At 69.7% G+C, this 18,725-nt stretch carries 15 protein-coding genes; 8 read left to right on the top strand and 7 right to left on the bottom strand.

The features are described from left to right. Positions 1–65 precede the first annotated feature (65 nt). Positions 66–854, bottom strand: coding sequence for a hypothetical protein (locus tag OV090_RS22590; protein ID WP_267706165.1), 789 nt, complete (start codon positions 852–854; stop codon positions 66–68). Between the two features lie 366 nt (positions 855–1,220). Here OV090_RS22590 and OV090_RS22585 point away from each other — a divergent pair, with 366 nt between their 5' ends. From OV090_RS22585 to OV090_RS22565, 5 genes are all read left to right on the top strand, one after another. Next, positions 1,221–2,420, top strand: a complete 1,200-nt coding sequence (locus OV090_RS22585; RefSeq protein ID WP_267706163.1) for a hypothetical protein — start codon at positions 1,221–1,223, stop codon at positions 2,418–2,420. A 181-nt stretch (positions 2,421–2,601) separates the two neighbouring features. Then, positions 2,602–2,844, top strand: coding sequence for a hypothetical protein (locus OV090_RS22580; RefSeq protein ID WP_267706161.1), 243 nt, complete (start codon positions 2,602–2,604; stop codon positions 2,842–2,844). A 288-nt stretch (positions 2,845–3,132) separates the two neighbouring features. After that, a complete protein-coding gene (locus OV090_RS22575) occupies positions 3,133–4,449 on the top strand; it encodes a HAMP domain-containing sensor histidine kinase (RefSeq protein WP_267706160.1) in 1,317 nt (438 codons plus the stop codon). Positions 4,450–4,787: 338 nt separating this feature from the next. Continuing rightward, the gene (locus tag OV090_RS22570) at positions 4,788–5,345 is read left to right on the top strand and encodes a hypothetical protein (RefSeq protein WP_267706158.1); all 558 of its coding nucleotides are present in this window, start codon (positions 4,788–4,790) and stop codon (positions 5,343–5,345) included. Between the two features lie 309 nt (positions 5,346–5,654). Continuing rightward, on the top strand, positions 5,655–5,789 hold the full coding sequence (locus OV090_RS22565; protein WP_267706156.1) for a hypothetical protein: 135 nt from the start codon (positions 5,655–5,657) through the stop codon (positions 5,787–5,789). Positions 5,790–6,029: 240 nt separating this feature from the next. On the opposite strand, the gene OV090_RS22560 is transcribed toward OV090_RS22565, so the two are convergent. The 4 genes from OV090_RS22560 to OV090_RS22545 form a co-directional block, all read right to left on the bottom strand. Further along, a complete protein-coding gene (locus OV090_RS22560; protein ID WP_267706154.1) occupies positions 6,030–7,181 on the bottom strand; it encodes an AI-2E family transporter in 1,152 nt (383 codons plus the stop codon). Positions 7,182–7,352: 171 nt separating this feature from the next. Beyond that, positions 7,353–8,027 carry a hypothetical protein gene (locus tag OV090_RS22555; protein WP_267706152.1) on the bottom strand — a complete coding sequence of 225 codons (675 nt, stop codon included), beginning with the start codon at positions 8,025–8,027 and terminating at the stop codon, positions 7,353–7,355. A gap of 1 nt (position 8,028) precedes the next feature. After that, the gene (locus OV090_RS22550) at positions 8,029–9,759 is read right to left on the bottom strand and encodes a carboxyl transferase domain-containing protein (protein ID WP_267706150.1); all 1,731 of its coding nucleotides are present in this window, start codon (positions 9,757–9,759) and stop codon (positions 8,029–8,031) included. Between the two features lie 31 nt (positions 9,760–9,790). Further along, positions 9,791–11,155 (bottom strand): acetyl-CoA carboxylase biotin carboxylase subunit, encoded by a 1,365-nt coding sequence (locus OV090_RS22545; RefSeq protein ID WP_267706148.1) that lies wholly within the window; start codon positions 11,153–11,155, stop codon positions 9,791–9,793. Positions 11,156–11,466: 311 nt separating this feature from the next. Here OV090_RS22545 and OV090_RS22540 point away from each other — a divergent pair, with 311 nt between their 5' ends. Continuing rightward, positions 11,467–13,863 carry a serine/threonine-protein kinase gene (locus tag OV090_RS22540; RefSeq protein ID WP_267706145.1) on the top strand — a complete coding sequence of 799 codons (2,397 nt, stop codon included), beginning with the start codon at positions 11,467–11,469 and terminating at the stop codon, positions 13,861–13,863. 61 nt (positions 13,864–13,924) lie between these two features. Here OV090_RS22540 and OV090_RS22535 read toward each other — a convergent pair whose 3' ends face one another. After that, positions 13,925–14,848: a ribonuclease Z gene (locus OV090_RS22535; RefSeq protein WP_267706143.1), complete on the bottom strand. Its 924-nt coding sequence runs from the start codon at positions 14,846–14,848 to the stop codon at positions 13,925–13,927. A gap of 183 nt (positions 14,849–15,031) precedes the next feature. Between OV090_RS22535 and OV090_RS22530 the strand changes: the two genes are divergently transcribed. Next, positions 15,032–16,033, top strand: a complete 1,002-nt coding sequence (locus tag OV090_RS22530; protein WP_267706141.1) for a hypothetical protein — start codon at positions 15,032–15,034, stop codon at positions 16,031–16,033. A gap of 7 nt (positions 16,034–16,040) precedes the next feature. Continuing rightward, a complete protein-coding gene (locus tag OV090_RS22525) occupies positions 16,041–16,334 on the top strand; it encodes a DUF971 domain-containing protein (protein WP_267706139.1) in 294 nt (97 codons plus the stop codon). Between the two features lie 84 nt (positions 16,335–16,418). Here the strand turns inward: OV090_RS22525 and OV090_RS22520 are convergent, their stop codons facing one another. Continuing rightward, complete coding sequence (locus tag OV090_RS22520) at positions 16,419–18,641, bottom strand: DUF3160 domain-containing protein (protein WP_267706137.1); 2,223 nt, start codon at positions 18,639–18,641, stop codon at positions 16,419–16,421. Between the last annotated feature and the right edge of the window lie 84 nt (positions 18,642–18,725).

The following is an 18,725-nucleotide window of genomic DNA, read 5'->3' as shown; positions in this document are numbered from 1 at the left end:
GGCATGCTCTCGAGGACATGAATGCAAGGGCATGTCCATGTGGGCATGCCCTTGGGGACACGTGACTATTTGAAGGTGATGCGGAACACCTGCGAGGTACAGGTCTTGACCGCCTTGCCCTCGACCATGAACGGGCGGAAGCGCCAGGTCTTGAGGGTCGAGCGGATCACCTCGTCGACGCCCGGGTCGCCGGGGAACGCCTTGAGCGTGCGGATCTCCGTGGTGCGGCCGGTGGCGTCGACGCAGAACGAGGTCTCGTTCTCGCCCGGCCGCTTGTCGAACATGCCGGCGCGGGTAGCCGCGAGCCGCTGCTGGTCGGGGTTCGGGGTGTAGACGCCCTGCGCGCGCACGACCGCGAGGGGCACCGGGGCTCGTTGCTCGTTCTTCGGCTGACGCGGGGCGGCCAGCGTCGGGGCGTTGAAGCCGGGCGGCAGACCGGTGACGCCGGGGATCCCCGTGCTCACGCCCGGCACGCCGATCTTCGCCGTGCCGGTGGCCGTGGGCGCGCCGTTGCCCACCGGACCGGGGCGTGGCCTGGGCGGCGGGAGCAGCTCGGTGAAATCCTCCGGCGGCTCGTCGTCGGGCTTTGGCTCCTCCGGAATCACCTTGTCCTCCGGTTCGGTGCGCGCCGGCGCGGGCGGCAGCGGAGGCGGCGGCAGTGGGGTGTCGAGCGACATCTGCACGAGCACGAAGCTGGCGTTCGGCGGCGCGACCTGAGCGATCTGCAGCTTGCCCATGAGCCAGGTGAAGCCGAGCGCCCCGACAGTGGACAGCGCCGCGAGGTGGGCCGCCACCAGCAAGCGCAGACGACGACGACGATCCGGGGCGTGCTGATCTAGATAGTGCTCGAACATGGTCTCACGTTAACGGCACGAGACCTCGCACGGACCGGACGTGCTTCGGAACCAATGTCTTCGCGCGACACGCTGACTTCGACAGCGGAGCGTCGATATTCACTTGCGAGATCTGACCGCGAGCGGACCTGGTCCGTGACTCGCAAGCCGACTCGAGGAGGGACGGGCTCGGGCTCGAGCATGCCCGGGAGGGCGACTCGCGGAAGGAAGATCTTCCGCTCGAAGAGTTCGGCCGTCGCTGGCGAGCCTCGACGATGAGGCGTCCGCGGGCCGTCGAGTTGCAGCGGCGACGCGAGTGGCCTCCGCACCCACGAGAATGATTCTTGCCCTCTGCTGCCGATGGGTTCGCTGTGGCATCCTCGGGCTGTGAGCGAGCAACACATCCTCGAGCGCGTGGCCCGGGGCGTGTCCGCCTGCTGGTCGTTCGTCGTGCTCGTGTTCGTCGGCGGCTTCCTCATCGTCGGGCCCTGGTGGGCGTTGAGAGGGATCCCCGCCATGGCCGTGTTGCTCGCGGCGTTCGGCCTGTGGTTCGACCTCGGAGGGCTCGCGGACCTGCTCGCGTGGGCGCCCGCGTGGGTGCGACGGGCGGCGGTGCGACTGGCGGTGGCCTCGCACCTGCTCGTCGCTGGTTGGGGCGTGGTCGAGTGGTGGCGGCCGATCGATCCGGCGTGGACTCCGCTGGCGGGCAGCGCCGACTGGTCGGACCCTCTGCTCGTCTTCTCGCAGGTCGACGGCTTCGTCGTGCAGAGCGGCGGCGGTCGCGTGTGGGCCTGGGCCGGCGACGACTGGCGCGACCTCGGTGAGCCGCCCGGCGGGCGCGCCTGGGAATTTCACGCCGCGCCTGACGGCGCGCTGTGGACGGCGCCGGCTGGAGTGGCGCGGCTCGACCGGCGCGACCCGATCACCGGGCAGTGGCGATCGGTCGGCCGGCCGGCCGGTCAGTTGAAGTCGCTGGCCATCGGCACCGACGAACTCCTGGTGACCGTCGACGGCGCGCTGCACCTCCTCGACATGGCGGAAGGGACATGGTCCAAAGAGCAGCTCGCGGGTCGAGTCGAGCAGGTCGCGCTCGGCGGTGGCTCCGCAGTGGCGCTCGGGCGGTCATGGTGGTCGCGCGATGGTGCCGAGGCGTGGGTCGACCGCACGCCGTCCGAGCGGGGAGACGGATGGTTCTATCCGGCCGTCGGCGGCGGGTGGCGCTACGCGTGGCACAGCGGCATCTGGTCGAGCGATCTCCAGGTCGCACCACCTGGCCGGTCGTTCGAGCCGAGGACGCCGCCGGCGCCGGACTTGCGGGTGATGGTGCCCGACCCCGACGACGGCGCACGGGTGATCGCCGGGTCGTGGGGACAGGGTGTTTGGGGCAGCGACGACGGCGGCGCGACGTGGACGGCGCTGGGGCTGAAGCGGGTCCAGGTGCGCAGCCTGGCCGTCGACTGGCGCCGCGGTGTCGTCTGCGCCGCCTCTTCGAACACGATCTGGGACCGCGGTGTGTTCTGCCGCGAACTCCCACACGGACAACCGTCCGGCGGTTCAGAGGCGGCAGCAGCGACGGGAACTCCCTGACGACCGGGGCGCGGGGCCCGGCTTTTGCGATCTGGGATACACAGTTTTCCCACCTCGACTTGCGTCGATGGATGGATCGCGCGTTCCAGCCCATAGTAATCTGAAGTCCCCCCTGGCGGAACACCTGGAGTTCGGTGTCGTGATCGCTAACAGTCCTCGCCGGTACACGCATCTGGTCAACTTGATCGCGCAGCGCAGCAGCGCATTGCTGACGCGCGATCCCAACTGCTCACACGACTACATGACGTGGGTGCGCTCGCTCGAGCAGACCTTCGGGGTCAGCATCGAGGTGCAGACCGTCATGGACCCCGAAGGTCGACCCTCGGCGATCGGCGGCACGATCTGCGAGAGCGAGCGGCCCGACTGTCGATTCATCTTTCAGGTCGACGGCGAAGAGACTCGCTGCGCGCTCCGCTACACGTAGCGTCCGTCCGTCGTTTTTCGCATGGCGCATGGGCCATGTGACGCGGTGACGTCGGGTCGCACGCGTGACGACGGAGGGCCGAGAACGCGGCCGAGACAGCGATGGCGAGCCCGAGCGGCACAGCTCGCATGCGGGCGGATCTGCGCGAGCACGGGGCCGTCCGGCGGGCCCGGCGGGGCGTGCCTGTCGAACAGTTGATACGCCCGCGCCGATGGTCTAGGCTGCCATTCTAGCTACAGGACGCGCTCCGAGCCCACGGGACGCGTCATCTACCTAGCCCTTCGAGTCATGATCCGGAAGTCGCCCACGCCGCTCGCGTTGCCCGAGATCGTCCGGATCGTCGGAGCCGACGCGGCCTACCTGTACTTCTACTCGGAGAGCACCGAGCGGCTGCACCTCAAGTCGGCGCGCGACGCCGAGGGCAAAGAGGCCGACCTGTCGCTGGCGAGTGCGGCCGTGCTCGAGCGGGTGCGCCTCAGTCGTGAGCCGTTCGCCGTCTCGGGCGACGCCGCCGGCACCGAGCAGCTTGACGGCAGCCCGTTGCCGCCGCGGCACATGTTGGCCGCGCCGCTGCTGCTGGGTCACCGCTTCTTCGGCGTCATCTACCTCGACCGGCCGCTCACGCGCGGGCCGTTCACGCAGGACGATGTCGACATCCTGCTGGCGATCGCCGACCACCTGGCGCTCGCGCTCGAGACGGCCCACACCGAGCGGCTCGAGAGCGAGCGCAACACGCTCGAGCGCCGCGCGCGTCGCCTGGCTCGCTCCAACGAGGAGGCCCTCGACGCCTCGCGGGCCAAGAGCGCCTTCATCGCCCACATGAGCCACGAGCTGCGCACTCCGCTGACGGCCATCATCGGCTACAGCGAGCTGCTCGAGGATGAGTTCAACGATGTCGTCCAGGCGGGGAGCTTCATCCCCGACATGCAGAAGATCCAGGCGGCCTCCAAGCACCTGCTGTCGCTGATCAACAACATGCTCGATCTGTCGAAGATCGAGGCCGGCAAGATGGAGCTCTTCCTCGAGGAGTTCGAGCTCGGAGAGGTCATCGACGAGGTGTCGATGACCGCGCGCCCGCTCATCGAGAAGAACCGCAACACCTTCGCGCCCCGCTGCGAGGAAGCCCTCGGCCCGGTCCGCCTCGACCGCGTCAAGGTCCGCCAGGTCCTGCTCAACCTCCTCAGCAACGCCGCCAAGTTCACCAGCAGCGGCGAGGTCGTCCTGGCCGCCCATCGGACCGCCACCGACCACGGCGAGCAGCTCGTCTTCACGGTGTCCGACTCCGGGATCGGCATGTCGCCGAGCCAGATCAAGCGCATCTTCCAGGAGTTCGCGCAGGGCAGCGCCGCCACCACCCGCCGCTACGGCGGCACCGGCCTCGGCCTCGCCATCAGCCGCAACTTCTGCCACCTCATGCGCGGCGACATCGAGGTCGAGAGCGCGCTCGGCCGCGGCACCACCTTCACGGTGCGCCTGCCCGTCCGCCTCGCCGAGGCCGACCTCGAGCCCCCCGTGGAGGTCGAGGCCGCCAGCAGCATGGACGGCGAAGAAGAGCCGATCGAGGAGAGCCCCGCGCGTTCGGGGGTCTACCCCTGGACCGTGTGAGCCCGTCGCCTCTTGGAGGCCAGCCCGCGTCCGTGGCGTCGGCGATCGCGTTCACGGCAGCCGCGAGGTCGCGTTCGCATCCTTGGCCGGCGACGTAGGACTCCGCCGCGATCGTCACTCGCGTCCACTGCCCGCGACGCCCGCGGCGAGGGACGGCCCGCGCTCGCGAGCGTCAGCGACGTCCGATCGACGAGCGACGCGCCGCGAGAGCGACGGCGCGCGCGTCGTTCATCGCTGCGTGCTCTGGTCCAGATCGACAAGGCCGTCGCGCTCCGTGGCAAACTGCTCCGGTCACAGTAGCCCCTCGAAGAACGAGTGGGCCCTGGGGAGGAGGAGCGATGGCTACGTCATATCGGAAGAAGGCAACGAAGAAGACCGCGCGCAAGAAGACGGCGAAGAAGGCCGCGCCCAAGAAGGCGGCGAAGAAGGCCGTGGCGAAGAAGGCCGCGGCGAAGAAGCCGGCCGCGAAGAAGACCGCGGCGAAGAAGACCGCAGCGAAGAAGACCGCGGTCAAGAAGACCACCGCGAAGAAGGCGGCGGCGAAGAAGACCGCGAGCAAGCGCCCGCCGCAGGACACCGCGCCGGTGGCCGCTGCGACCGCGAGCAACGAGGGCGACGGCGGCGGGGCTGCGACGGCCGAGACCTCGAGCGGCAGCTCCGACTCGGAGGAGGAATCAGCCGGCGACGCCGAGGATGACTTATCGGACATGTCCGAAGAGACCGAGCCCTCGGAGCTAGAGATCAGCCGGCGCCTCAGCGCCGACCTCGACGCGATCGCCGACACCGACGACGACGACGAGCGCCCCGCCGAGCCGGAGATCCCGCCGGACTCGGGGGCCCCGCTGGACGACGACGTGCTGTCCCGGCTCGGCGACGACGACGACGACCTCGATTGAGCCCGCCGCGCGGCCCGGCGCCGGACGCCGCGCTCTCCGGCTCGGCGACACCTCGACCAGGCGAGCCGCGCGCTCCGGCGCCGCGCTCTCCGTCTCGGCGACGACCTCGTCGAGCCCCGCGTCCCCGCGCCGGACGCCGACACGTCGTTCGGGCGACGACCTCGCTGCGCGAGCGCGGGGCGTCGCTCGTTGCTTCTACAAGGGTCGGAGCAGTTCCGCGCGCATAGCGCGCGCTAACAGATCTTGCGACGACCCTTCGTTCTGTTACAACTGGGAGTCATGGACGTTACGCGTACTCGAGATTTCCCGATGCTGTTCGAAGAAATCTCCCCCCAGGGCCCGCTCGCTCTGGCGCGGTTGCGCAGGCTCAGAAGTGACCTCTGCTGCCTGTTCGCGGCGGGTGGCGTGATCAGCGCGGTCGTCCGCCTGGTCATGATGGGCTGAGCGAAGGTGACAGTCTCGCGACGTGCAGGTCACGTCGCTGCGCGCGGATCTGCGCGCGATGGTCCCGCCAAAAATCCGTGATCCGTTGAGGACCGAGGCGACGCTCATTCATCGAGTCATCGGTCTGTGTCCTCGACCGGTCACGGCGCACCTGGGCCTTGGTGTCCAGGGTTCGGGTCCAAGTGCGCCGTGGCCGGTCGCAATCTATTTAAGGACCCGATGACGGGCTCCGCGTCGCTGTCACGCGCCCTGATCGGGGGGTGAGACCACGGGCGGGAGCACCGGCGCCGGCGGCAGGTCCGGTGGCGGAATCGTCGGCCGTCCCCCCTTGAGCGACGTGTCGGGGTGGAGGAAGGCGTCGAACAGCGCCAGCGCGATGGCGAGGATCACAGGGCCGAGGAACAGGCCGACGATCCCGAACAGCTGCAGCCCGCCGAGCACGGCGAAGAAGATGAACAGCTCGTGCAGCTTGGCCTTCTCGCCGACCAGCTTCGGGCGCATGAAGTTGTCGACCAGGCCGATCACGATCGTGCCCCACAGCGACAGGCCGATGGCCGCGCCCCACGAGCCGGTGATGGCGAGGTAGATCGCCGCCGGCACCCAGACCACGAACGAGCCCGCCAGCGGGATCAGCGACATGAAGGTCATCACCAGGCCCCACACCACCGCGGAGGGCAGGCCGATGAACCAGAAGGCGATGCCGCCGAGCGTGCCCTGGATGACCGCGATCACGAACACGCCGTAGACGCTGGCGCTGATGACCTCGCGGATGCGCACGATCATCTGGTTCATGGTCTTCCCGCGCAGCGGCAGCGCGTTGGCCAGGGCGGCCCACAGCTTCGCCCCGTCGCGGAACAGGTAGAACATGGTGAAGAAGACGAAGAAGGCCTCGATGATGACGCCGGCGATGCCGCCGAGGATCCCGCGCACGTAGCCGATCGAGTTCGTGGTCACCTCGCCCATCGCCGCCTGCGCCTGCTCGATCGCCTGTTGCTTCACGGCAGCGATGTCGACGCCGCGCTCCGACAGCCACTGCGTCAGCTTGCCGATCACCGGCGAGTTCGGGTCGAGCAGGCTCGAGATCATGGCCTGCAAGGTCTCGAAGGCCGGCGCGAGCTCGCGGACGAGGGCCAGGCCGATGAGGGCCGTCGGCACGCCGATCGTCAGCACGACGGCGAAGCAGGACACCAGGGCGGCGATGTCCTGGTTCTTGATGCGCTGGCGGATGCGCCTGTGAACCGGGCCGAACGCCGAGGTGAGGACGAGGCCCCACAGCAGCACCCGGACGAAGGGCTGCAGCATCAACCAGCAGAGGTAGAAGGCGAGCGCGACTCCGCTCAGGAGGATGAGCCAGCGGACCTTCTCGCGCTTGTCTTCGGCTCGTTCGTCCACGGATTACCTCATCAGCGGCGGTCAGAAAAAAATCGCATCGACCTGTCATCCAAATCGGTCGGACAGGCACTTCATGATCACGCGGGTTCGCTGGTCCGCAGTCAGCGGATCCGTCGCCAACTGAGGCCGTCCCCCCTCAACGCTATCTAAGTCGACCCCCACCTGCTATCGCTATGCCGGGTGGGGTTTCGTATTTTGGTCGTCCGCGGCGTCGACCGGCTCGACCTCGAGGAGCGGGTCGCCCTGCGCGACATCCGACTCGTCGGCCTGGCAGATCCGGACCACCCGGGCGCGTGACGGCAAGGCGTCCCCGCCGTACAGCACGCGGCTGAAGGTCTTCATGACCTCGATGAGGCCGACGGTCTGCCCGGGCTCGAGCACCGCGCCGACGCTGACGAAGGCGGGTTTGCCCGGGCCGGAGCGGACGTAGAAGCGGCCGCTGGTCGGGGCCCGCAGGACCGCTCCACCGCTGACGCCGGGGCCGGCGGCCGGACCGGACTGGTTGGCGGCGGACTCGCTGCGCGTGGCGCTCGGATCGAGGACGAGCAGCAGGTCGTCGAAGCCGACCGCACGACGCGCGGGCGCGGAGCTGCGGGGCGCGTCCTCGGGGGCGACCACGAGGCCGCCGGCCCCGACGGGGGCGAGGACGTGGTGAACGACGCCGAGGATCTCGAGCGCGCCGATCGGTTGGTCGGGCCCGACGAGCATGCCCGGGTCGGGCGCGCCGCGGAACATGCCGACGCCGGGCGCGAGCAGGCGCTGACGACCGTCGGGTCCGGCGGCCAGGCGCGCGCGGAGCACCGGCGGAGTGAGGCGAGCGTCGAGGACGAAATTCTTCACGGGCATGTCAGCGGATCCCTCCGGTGAGCACCGCGAGGTCGTGCATGGTCCAGATCCGCGGGTTCTTGACCCGCCGGTAACCTGTGTACTGGTAGCTCATCTCGACGAGCGCGCAAAGGTAACTGCGGAGCTCGCTGACGCCGACGATCTCGTCGGTGTCCATCTGTCGGGCCGCGACGTACGGGTCCATGTCGGCCTCGATGCGCTGCTCGACCGAACGCATGCCGGTCTCGATGGCGCGCCGCTCGTCGGGATCCTTGGCGAGGATCTCGAAGTTGTCGTCGAGCTTGGTGTTGTAGGTGGCGATCGCCAGAGTACGACCCTCCATCACCGAGAGCCGCGTGAGGCAGGTGGAGAGCTGCACCACCGGGTCGTAGGGCAGGCCGGCCATGGCGTAATAACCGGCGCCGGAGGCCTTGCGCAGCAGCACCGTGAACATCGGCGTGGTGTTGGTGCTGTTGGTGTAGATGAGGTTCGAACCATAGGCGAGCAAGCCCTGGCGCTCGGCCTCGACGCCGATGTCGAAGCCAGAGATGTCCTGCAACCAGATGATCGGCAAGCCGTCGCTGTCGCACGCGCGCGAGAAGGCGGAGATCTTGGCGATCCCGGCGCGGTAGAGGGTGCCTCCGGGCCTTCGCGCACCCGGATGCTCGGGGTCGCCGACCAGGCCCTGGCGGTTGATGATGAAGCCGGCGTAAAGCCCGCCGATCCGGCCGACGCCGCAGATCATCTCCTCGCCGGCGTCGGGCATGAGCTCCCAGAACAGGCTCTGGTCGCACAGGCGCGCGAGCACCTGGTACGAGTCGTAGCTCTCGCGGTGGTCGACGGGCATGAGGCCGCACAGCTCGTGCGCGGGGAACAGCGGGTCGATCGCGCCCGCGTCGCCGCGGTAGAAGTCGGCGCCCGAGCTCGGCAGCTTGCGGACCTCGCGGCGCAGGCAGTCGATCAGGACCTCGTCGTTGGGCACGCGCCGGTCGGCGCAGCCGCTGAGGTGCACGTGCACCTCGGGGCCGCCGATGTCGAGGCTGGTCAGCTTCTGGCTCTTGGCGCCCTTGATCAGCGCGGCGCCGGCGATGACCATGTACGCCTGCTCGGTCATGTAGACGCGGTCGCTGATGATCGGCATGTAGCCGCCGCCGGCGATGCAGTCGCCGAACACGCCTGCGAGCTGCGGCACGCCGTTCGCCGACAGCAGGCTGTTCATCTTGAAGATGTGGCCCGCTCCGGTGCCGCCGGGGAAGCTCTTCGACTGCTCGGGCAGGAACAGGCCGGAGCAGTCGACGAGGTAGATCGTCGGCAGCCGCAGCCGCAGCGCCATCGTCTGCGCCCGCTCGATCTTCTCCGGTGTGCGCGGCCACCACGAGCCCGAGGCGACCGTGTTGTCGTTGGCGATGACCATGCACCACCGCCCCTCGACGCGGCAGAACGCGGTGACCACCCCGGCGGCCGGCGAGGTCAGCTTGTCGCCGAACACCAGGCCGTCGTTGACGAAGGTGCCGACCTCGAAGATCCGCGTGCCGGGGTCGATGAGCTGGGCGACGCGCTCGCGCGCGGTCAGCTTGCCCTTGGCGTGGACGCGGGCGACGTAGGTGTCACCCCAGCCGGCGTGGACGGCGGCGCGGCGCGAGGCGAGGGTGGCCTCGAGGTCGCCGAGCGCCTGGCGCTGCTCGTCGAAGGTGCGGGAGTCGGCGACCTGCTCGCGCGGGGTGCCGATCGGGACCAAAGGGACATGTGCCATCGGTCAGGTTCCTGGGAGGCGCGGGCGATCGTCAGATGCCGGGGATCGCGCGGGTGTCGTAGTGATTGCTGCGGAAGGCGGGGGAGCGGAGGATCTGCAGGTGCAGCGGGACGGTGGTCGGCACGCCCTCGCACACGAGCTCGCCGAGGGCGGCGATCATGCGGTCGGCGGCCTCGTCGCGGGTGGCGCCGGCGGTGATGACCTTGCAGAGCAGGCTGTCGTAGTGCGGCGGGACCTCGTAGCCGCTGTCGACGTGGGTGTCGACGCGCACGCCCTCGCCCGTGGGGCTGTGCCAGCGCACGATCTTGCCGGGCGCGGGCTTGAAGTTGTGGGCCGGGTCCTCGGCGTTGATCCGGCACTCGATGGCGTGGCCGGTGAGGACGACGTCGGCTTGCCCGAAGGACAGGGGCTGGCCGGCGGCGACGCGGATCTGCTCGACCACGAGGTCGCGGCCGCTGCGGACCTCGCTCACGCTGTGCTCGACCTGCAGGCGCGTGTTCATCTCCATGAAGCGGAGGGTGCCCTGATCGAGCAGGAACTCCATGGTGCCGGCGCCGACGTAGCCGATGCTGGCGGCGGCCCGCACGGCGGCGGCGAGGGTCCTCTCGCGCTCCTCCGGCGACAGCGACGGCGAGGGCGACTCCTCGAGCAGCTTCTGATGATTGCGCTGGACGGTACAGTCGCGCTCGCCGAGGTGGACCACGTTGCCGTAGCGGTCGGCCATGATCTGGATCTCGACGTGGCGGCCGCCCTCGATCAGGCGCTCGAGGTAGAGGCGGCCGTCGCCGAAGGCGGCGATCGCCTCGGCCTGCGCGTCCGCGTAAGCCGACGCGACCTCGTCGGGGCCGCGGGCGATCCGCATGCCGCGACCGCCGCCGCCGCTCTCGGCCTTGAGGAGGATCGGGTAGCCGACGCGGTCGGCGACCTCGCGCGCCTGCTCGACGCTGTCGAGGATGCCGTCGCTGCCGGGGATCAGCGCCAGACCGGCGGCGCGCATGGCGGTCTTCGCCGGCGTCTTCTTGCCCATCAGGTGCATCGCGCGGGCGGGCGGGCCGATGAAGGTGACGCCGTGGGCCTCGCACAGCGCCGCGAACACGGGGTTCTCCGAGAGAAATCCCCAGCCGGGGTGCAGCGCGGTGCACTCGCTCTGGCGCGCGGCCTGGACGATCGCCTGCATATTCAAGTAACTCTGCGGCGAGCGTGCGGCGCCGATGCATACGGTTTCGCGCCCGCGCAGATAGCCGGCGTCGCGGTCTGCGGTCGAGGTGGCGAACACCGGCGTGATGCCGAGGAGGTCGCAGGCCCTGGCGATCCGGACCGCGACTTCGCCCCGGTTGGCGACCATCAGCCGGCGAAACGTCGGTACAGCGGGTGTGCCGCGGGTCTTGGCGCTCATGGAGGCGCCGAGGCTACCACCTTTTGCGCGGTACTGCCCCGCCGCTCGTCGCGCGCACGAGGTCGGTGCGCGCCGACGATCTCGGCGCGCGCTTTCCATTTATAATCGCCGCCGAGGTTCTCCTTATGGCGGACGAGGACAAGGGACGCGGTCAGAGCGACGACAAGGGGCGCACGGTCTTCGGCATCGGCTTGCCGGCGTCGGTCCAGGCGGCCACTCGCGCGGCTCCGGCCGTGTCGCCGCCTGCGCCCCCGGTCCCGAGGCCCGCGCCCCCGGTGAAAGTCCCCGCGAAGCCCGAGGACGAGGACACCATGCGCGACGTCCGGGACCTCACCCGTCCGGACGACAAGCGGGTCGCCGACGACAAGCGCACCATCGTCGCCAGGCCCGGGCAGATCTTCGGCGCAGCGGCCACGCCGGCAGCCGCGGAGCGACCGGTGTCGGACCACACGATGCCCGACATCCGCGCGGTCACGGGGCAGAAGCGGGACACCGGGGAGTTCACGCCGCCCTCGATCGCGAACGCCGATACGCACCTCGAGCTGCGCACGCCGGTGAAACTCACGGCGGGCAAGCCGATCCCGGGCACCCGCTACAAGCTGCTCCGCTGGCTCGGCGAGGGCGGCATGGGAGTGGTTTATGAAGCCGAGCACATCGACATCGAGCGGCGGGTCGCGCTGAAGATCCTGCGCGCCGAGCTCAGCCTTCGCAGCGACACGGCGCAGGTGTTCCGCGACGAGGCGCGCGCGGCGACCCGCGCCGGTTCGAAGAACATCGTCGAGATCTTCGACTTCGGCGAGCTGCCCGACGGGCGCCTGTTCTTCTGCATGGAGCTGCTCAACGGCGTCGACCTCGCCAGCCTGGTCGACACCGAGCTCGAGTTCGGCCGCCTCATCGCCGTGCTGCGCCAGGTGTGCAGGGGCCTCGGCATGGCCCACAAGGCCGGCATCGTCCACCGCGACATCAAGCCCGAGAACATCCTCCTCGTGACGCACGAGGGCCGCCGCGACATGGCGAAGATCGTCGACTTCGGCGTGTCGGCGATGCTGTCCAACGACCGCGGCTCCGGCCCGATCGCCGGCACCCCGGCCTACATGCCGCCGGAGCAGATCAACAACACCGACTTCGACGGCCGACTCGACGTGTACGCGATCGGCTGCGTGATGTACGAGGTGCTGGTCGGCCACCCGCCGTTCGTCGACGACAACCTCGCCGAGGTGCTGCTGGCGCACATCAAGATCACGCCGCCGCTGCCGAGCCAGATCAAGCCGGAGCGCAACATCCCGAAGGCGCTCGAGGACGTGGTGATGCGCTGCCTGGCGAAGTCGCCGGCCGACCGCTACGCCAACATGGCCGAGCTCGAGGCGGCGCTGTGCGAGGCCCAGATCGCGGCGCGGATCACCACCGAGTGGGACGACCTGCCGCTGCCCGACATCGATCCGGAGCGGCGCGCCGCCCTGCTCGCGCGCATGCCCGGCTCGCAGTCCGAGCAGGCGGAGAAGCGGCGCTGGGTGCTGCCGGTGGTGGCGGCCGTGGGCGCGGCGGTGGTCACTGCGGTGGTGCTGATGCTGACCGGCGCGCCGGAGGTGACGCCGGAGGAGCAGGAGCAGATCGAGTCGCTGAGCCGGACCGCGCGCCAGGCGGCGAGCATCGGCCACTACGTCAACCTGCCCGAGGACGGCGGGCCGACTGCGCTGCTCAAGGTCAAGGAGCTCGAGGCGGTCGAGGGCAGCGGCGAGCGCATGGCCGACGAGCTCGGCGAGGAGCTGCGCCAGGAGTTCTCGAACCAGCTGCTGACGATCGGCGACAAGTTCTGGGACACCGACGGCACGCGCTCGCTGTCGCGGGACTACTACGCGTGGGCGCTGGCGTTCGACCCCAAGAGCGAGCGCGCCTTGACCCGCGCGGCCCGCTCGCAGGCGGAGATCGACGACTACGTCAAGCGCGCCGAGGCCGGCACGCTGAGCCCGGGCGAGAAGGCGACGGGCGATCTCGCGGTGGCGCTGATCCAGCCCGACGAGAAGAAGCGCGAGGCGGGCTTCAAGAAGGCGATCGCCAAGGCGCGGACCGACGCGCCGCTGTCGGCCCAGACGGCGATCCTCGAGGTCGCGCGCGGGGCCGGCGTGGCGGTCGAGCCCGAGGCGGCGCCGCCCAAGGAGGCGGAGCCGGAGGCGGAGCCGCCAAAGCAGGTCGAGACGCCGCCCGAGCCGAGCGAGCCCGAGGTGGTCGAGACGCCGCCGGAGCCGACCGCGAAGCAGACGCCGAAGTCGAGCAAGGGCAGCAAGAAGAAGAGCGAGCCGGAGGACCCGGGCGACGACGAGCTGCCCGACGCGCCGGTCAAGCGCGACCCGGCCAAGGCGACCGAGATCGCCGGCCAGGGCAAGGCGGCGCTGGCGTCCGGCCGCCGCGACGAGGCCGAGTCGCTGTTCAACCAGGCGATCAGCTACGACCGTCGCAACGCGGAGGCGCTGATCGGCCTGTCGGACATCTACTTCGACCGCGGCTCGGCCGACAAGGCCCAGCGCTTCGCCGAGAAGGCGGTGGCGGTGGCCCCCAACAACGGCACGTACCGGATCAAGCTCGGCGACGCTTATTACAACGCGCTTCGCTACCGCGACGCGCTGCTGCAGTACGAGAAGGCCCAGGAGCTCGGCGAGGCCAAGGCCGCCCAGCGCATCTCCAAGGTCAAGAGCAAGCTCGGCGGCTAGGCTGGCGCCAGGGACATGCTCCGAGGGGCATGTCCCTCGGAGCATGCTCCTTCGGGCAGGCTCAGGCGCCGACCTCGAGGCGCTTCGGCACGGGGATGACGTCGCAGTCGCGGGCGGCGATCACGTCGGGGTGGATCGCCCGCGCCTCGGCGACGAAGGCCTCGGTGTCGGTGTAGCGCTGGGAGAAGTGGGTGAGGACCAGGCGGCGGACGCCGGCGTCGCGGGCGATGGTGGCGGCCTCGACGGCGGTCATGTGGCCGTGGTCGTGGGCGAGGTCGGCGTCGCAGTGGAGATAGGTCGACTCGCACACCAGCATGTCGGCGCCGCGGGCCAGCGCGAACGCGTTCTTGCACATACGGGTGTCCATGACGAACGCGAACACCTGGCCCGGCTTCGGCAGGCTGACGTCGTCGAGGTGGACGGTGCGGCCGTCGATCTCGAGCGAGCCCTCGAGCATCAGGCGGCGGACCATCGGCCCGCGCACGCCGGCGGCGGCCAGGCGGTCGGGCAGCATGGTCCGCTTGGCCTTCTCCTCGAGGCGGTAGCCGAAGGCCTCGACGCCGTGGTCGAGCGGCAGCGTCGACAGGGTCAGGTCGGCGTCCTCGTAGATCGTGCCGGGGCCGCGGATCGGTCGGGCAGTGATGTGGGCGACGTCGTGGAAGATCGAGGCGTGGCGCAGGCGGTCGAAGTACACCTGGCCCGACGCGGGGTAGTGGACGGCGACCTCGTGCTGTACCCGATCGAGCGAGATGCGCTGGGAGATCCCCGCCAGCCCGAGGCAGTGGTCGCCGTGGAAGTGGGTCACGCAGATCCGCGTGATCGCGGCGGTCGTCACCCCGGCGTAGATCATCTGCCGCTGTGTCCCCTCGCCGGGGTCGAACAGCAGGCCGTGGTCGTCCCAGCGCAGCAGATAACCATTGTGGTTGCGGTAGCGCGTGGGCACCTGGCTGGCGGTGCCGAGGGCGATCAGTTCGCGGGCGGACATAAGGGCGCGGAGCATAGATCAGGCGGCGGGGCCGCGGGGGCGAGCGGACGGCCGAGAGCGGCGTTCTCTCCAGTAGCGACTAGAACTTCGGGACAGGTCCGATGGGCCAGGCGGCGCCGCACGGGCTGATACGATGTTCAGCGGTGCGCGCGCGAGTTCGCCGCTTGTGGTAGAATCCGCGCCGTGCATTCTCGCCTCCTGAGGCTGGTCGGCGGCTCCACGGTGTGGATGCTCGGCGCGTGCGGGGCCCAGCCGACCGAGGTCGAACTGCGGCTGTATCCCTGTGATTTGATGAGCGGCGCGCCGACGAGCGTGTCGCTGCGGATCCAGAGCTACGGGGCCGACGGCGCCATCGGTGAGCCGCTGAGCAAGACGTTTCCGATCGCCGATCAGGACGTGTTCGCGGACAAGTTCGCCACGGTGGGCTTCACGCCGCCGGCGGGCACCCTCAGCGCCGACATCACGGTGACGTGGATCGCCGCCGACGAGATGGTCCAGGCGGTCTACAACGAGGCGGTGCCGGCGCTCGGCGAGGCTCTCGAGCTCGGCAAGGACGAGTGCGAGGGCGCGCCCGACTCGACGACGACCCCGACGACGATCGATCCGACGACGGCAGGGCCGGGCACGAGCGAGACGGGCACGAGCACCGAGACGGGCACGACGACGTCGACGGACCCGACCGAAACGACGAGCACGAGCACGAGCACGACCGAGACGACGAGCACGAGCACGACCGACGAGACGACCACCACCACGTCGACGACCGACACGACCGACACGACGATGGGGACGAGCGGCGGGCCGATGGAGGGCGACGACTGCCCGGTCCACAACACGGCCGTGTGCGACGCCGGGCCCGGGGTCCTAGGCAAGGTGCTCCATTGTCAGGTAAATAAGTGGGTGGTCAACAACGGCCTCTGCAGCGCAGACAGCTGCGGCGAGACCGGCTTCGCCAACCCTCAGGTGGCGGGCTGCGTGGGCACGCTGGAGTCGTGGTACTGCGCGTGCGCCGACACGCCGAAGAGCGAGTGTTCGATGGGCATGCAGAGCCAGTGCGGCGAGGCCACCGGCGACGGGGTCAAGGTCGAGCTGTGCATCGAGGACGCCGGCCAGACCTACCACTACGTGTCGGTGTGCCCGAACTGCGAGGAAGTCGACGGCGAGCCGCTGTGCTTGCTCCGCTGAGGTGCCGATGGTCCCGGTCGACATCGCCCATCATGTGAAGGAAGCTGTCCTCGAGGTCACGTGGGACGACGGCGCGACGTCCCGCCTCTCGGCGGCGCTGCTACGCGGCTGGTGCCCGTGCGCGACTTGCCAGGGCCACACGCCCGGGCTGCGCTTCCACGAGCCGCCCGCGGGCGTGACGATCGCCGAGCTGCACGAGGTCGGCGCCTACGCGCTCGGCATCCGCTTCTCCGACGGCCACGACAACGGCATCTACACCTGGCCGCACCTGCGCTGGATCGCCGCGTACGGGCAGGGCTGAGTAGCCTTCGGGACATGTCCGTGAGGACATGTCCCGGAGAGAGGCACCTCCGCATCGACGCGGAGGTGCGGGGAGCTGCTGCGACTAGCGGACGAAGCTCTCGGTCCACGACGGCCGGGCCGGCGGGTCGCCGGCGAGCTTCTCGGCCCAGGCGGAGTCGGTCTGGCGGTCGTAGTTCTCGGTCAGGACGCTGTGGAAGCTCGAGACCGGGCCGACGTAGGCGCGGGTGCCGGAGCAGTCTTCGAGGGTGAAGACCATCAGCATCGGGCGGCCGGTGGCGGCGTGCAGGACCCAGCCCTTGGGATCGCCCGCGGCGTCGGTGGGGGCGGTGTGGACGTCGGCGATGGTCGGCTCGAACTCGGCGATCTTCGCCTGGTCGAAGAACAGCTTGCCGTACCAGCCGTCGTACTGGACCTCGCCGCAGCCGACGAGCTCCATCTCGATGGTGCCGCGGAGGAAGTCGTACTCGGCGGTGGTGAGGGCCTGACCGTCGATCTCCTTCTGGGCGATGCTCTCGAGGGTGGTGGAGACGTCCTTGAGGTGGGTGAAGAACGACTGGGCGTGGCTGACCTCGAAGCCCTCGCCGCCGAGCTCGCCGGTGAGCTCGAGGCCGAGGTCGCCGAGGTGGGCCAGGCGGTTGTAAAGCGCGGGCACCGGCTCGACGTAGGCGTCGATGTACTCGCAACCATTGCCGCCGGAGTACGACTGCTTGACGTAGAGCAGGGTGTCGTGGCGCAGCTCGGCCCACGAGGCGGTCTGGGTGTTGAGGCCCTTGTCGGCCCAGGCGGCGGTGCGCATCGACTCGGGCAGGTTGTCGAACTCGCTGTGGTCGCCCAGCGCCCGGATGGCGTTGAGCCAGCCGTTGTAGAAGTTGCCGTCCCAGAACTCCTGCGGGTGGCTGTCGACCAGGAAGCGCATCTCGTGCAGGGTGCCCTGGTAGCCGTACTCGTCGAGCTCGGGCTTGAGGTGGTGGCCGGCGGCGTTGTTGCCGAGCACGAACTGGACGTCGAGCTCGCTCGGCAGCATGCGCGTGACCTTGGTGCCGGTGCGCAGGTCCTGCACGCGGTCATAGGTGACGTTGTTGAAGACGTACGAGTCGATCGTGAAGCGCTGACCCATCAGGTGGAACACGCGCGGCAGCATCAGCTGCGGGGCGTTCGGGTCGGTGTACATGATCTGCGACATGATGCGCTGGATGCCGTAGTCGCCGTCGATGAGGGCCTTGTAGACGGCCTCGTCGGACAGCTTGACCAGCTCCTCGGGGGTGTGGGCCTTGACGGCGTCCATGTAGGACGTCATGTCGGCCGGGCTCATGCTGTCGCGCTCGCCGATCAGCAGCGAGATGGTCTTGTCGATGCGCTTCCAGTTCTTCTCGGCGCCGCTGTCCTGAAGGACATGGTGCATGAGGAAGGCGGCGTCGAGGCCGCGGCGGTTGAACTGCGGCTTCTGGTTCTCGTCGTAGACGACCATCGGCAGGTCGGTGCGGCCGAGCCAGATCATGGCCTGGAAGTAGGTCTGGAGGTCGGTGTCGTCCTCGTAGTGGCCGCGCGGCTCGAGCTGCGAGAAGTCGTAGTCGACGGCGACGCCGAACAGGTCGAGCGTGGCCGGCTGCAGCGAGGCGGCGGCGGCGAGGATCCGGTCGACCTTGTCCTGGACCGCGGGGTCGTCGCTGACGGGCTGGGCGAAGCCGGAGAGCAGGGAGCGGCCGACGGTGAGGTAGACGTCGAGGTCGGCGGCGGCGGCGGCGAGCTCGGGCGGGAGCTTGGCGAGGCGCTCGCCGAGGGCCTTGTGGCTGGTCTCGAGCATCGTCGCCATCTCGACGCGGAGGACGGTGCGCTCGAAGTACATCAACATCGAGTCGAACGACTTGTGCAGCGCGTAGAGCATGCTGTCCGCCGTGATCAGGACGGGCAGATCGGCGTCGTAGATGTCGAGGTAGGTGGTGGCGAAGGTCTGGGTCTCGGCGGCGTCGACCGCGACGAAGCCGTTGTTGGCGAGCAGCTTGTCGTGCGCGTCGGTGAGGCCGGCGTAGGGGCGGATCAGGTCGAGGCCGGCGGCCTTGAGCGCGTCGTACGAGACGGAGGCGACGTAGGCGGGCTGCGGATAGAGCTCGAGGAACTTGTCGACGCTGAGCTTCTTGGCCTCCTCCTGCACCGGCGCGTAGTTCTCGGCGATCCACGGATCGGGCGCGGGCTGCTCGACTTCGGGGGCCGGGCTCGGGCCGTTGCCGTCGGGGCTGTCGGGCTGACAGGCCGTGACGGCGAGCGCGAGGGCGATAAAGGAGGAGGACAGTCGAAGCAAAGTCATGACCCCGAGGGTAGATGGACTTGCGGCCCCGTCAACCAATTGTCAGGTGCGTGTCGCCATGACGCCCGTGCCCTGGCGCGGCGG

Source organism: Nannocystis sp. RBIL2 (genome assembly GCF_026626745.1).
Lineage (GTDB): Bacteria > Myxococcota_A > Polyangia > Nannocystales > Nannocystaceae > Nannocystis.
The sequence above is the reverse complement of the archived record's forward strand: the minus strand, read 5'-3'. Positions and strand labels throughout refer to the sequence as shown.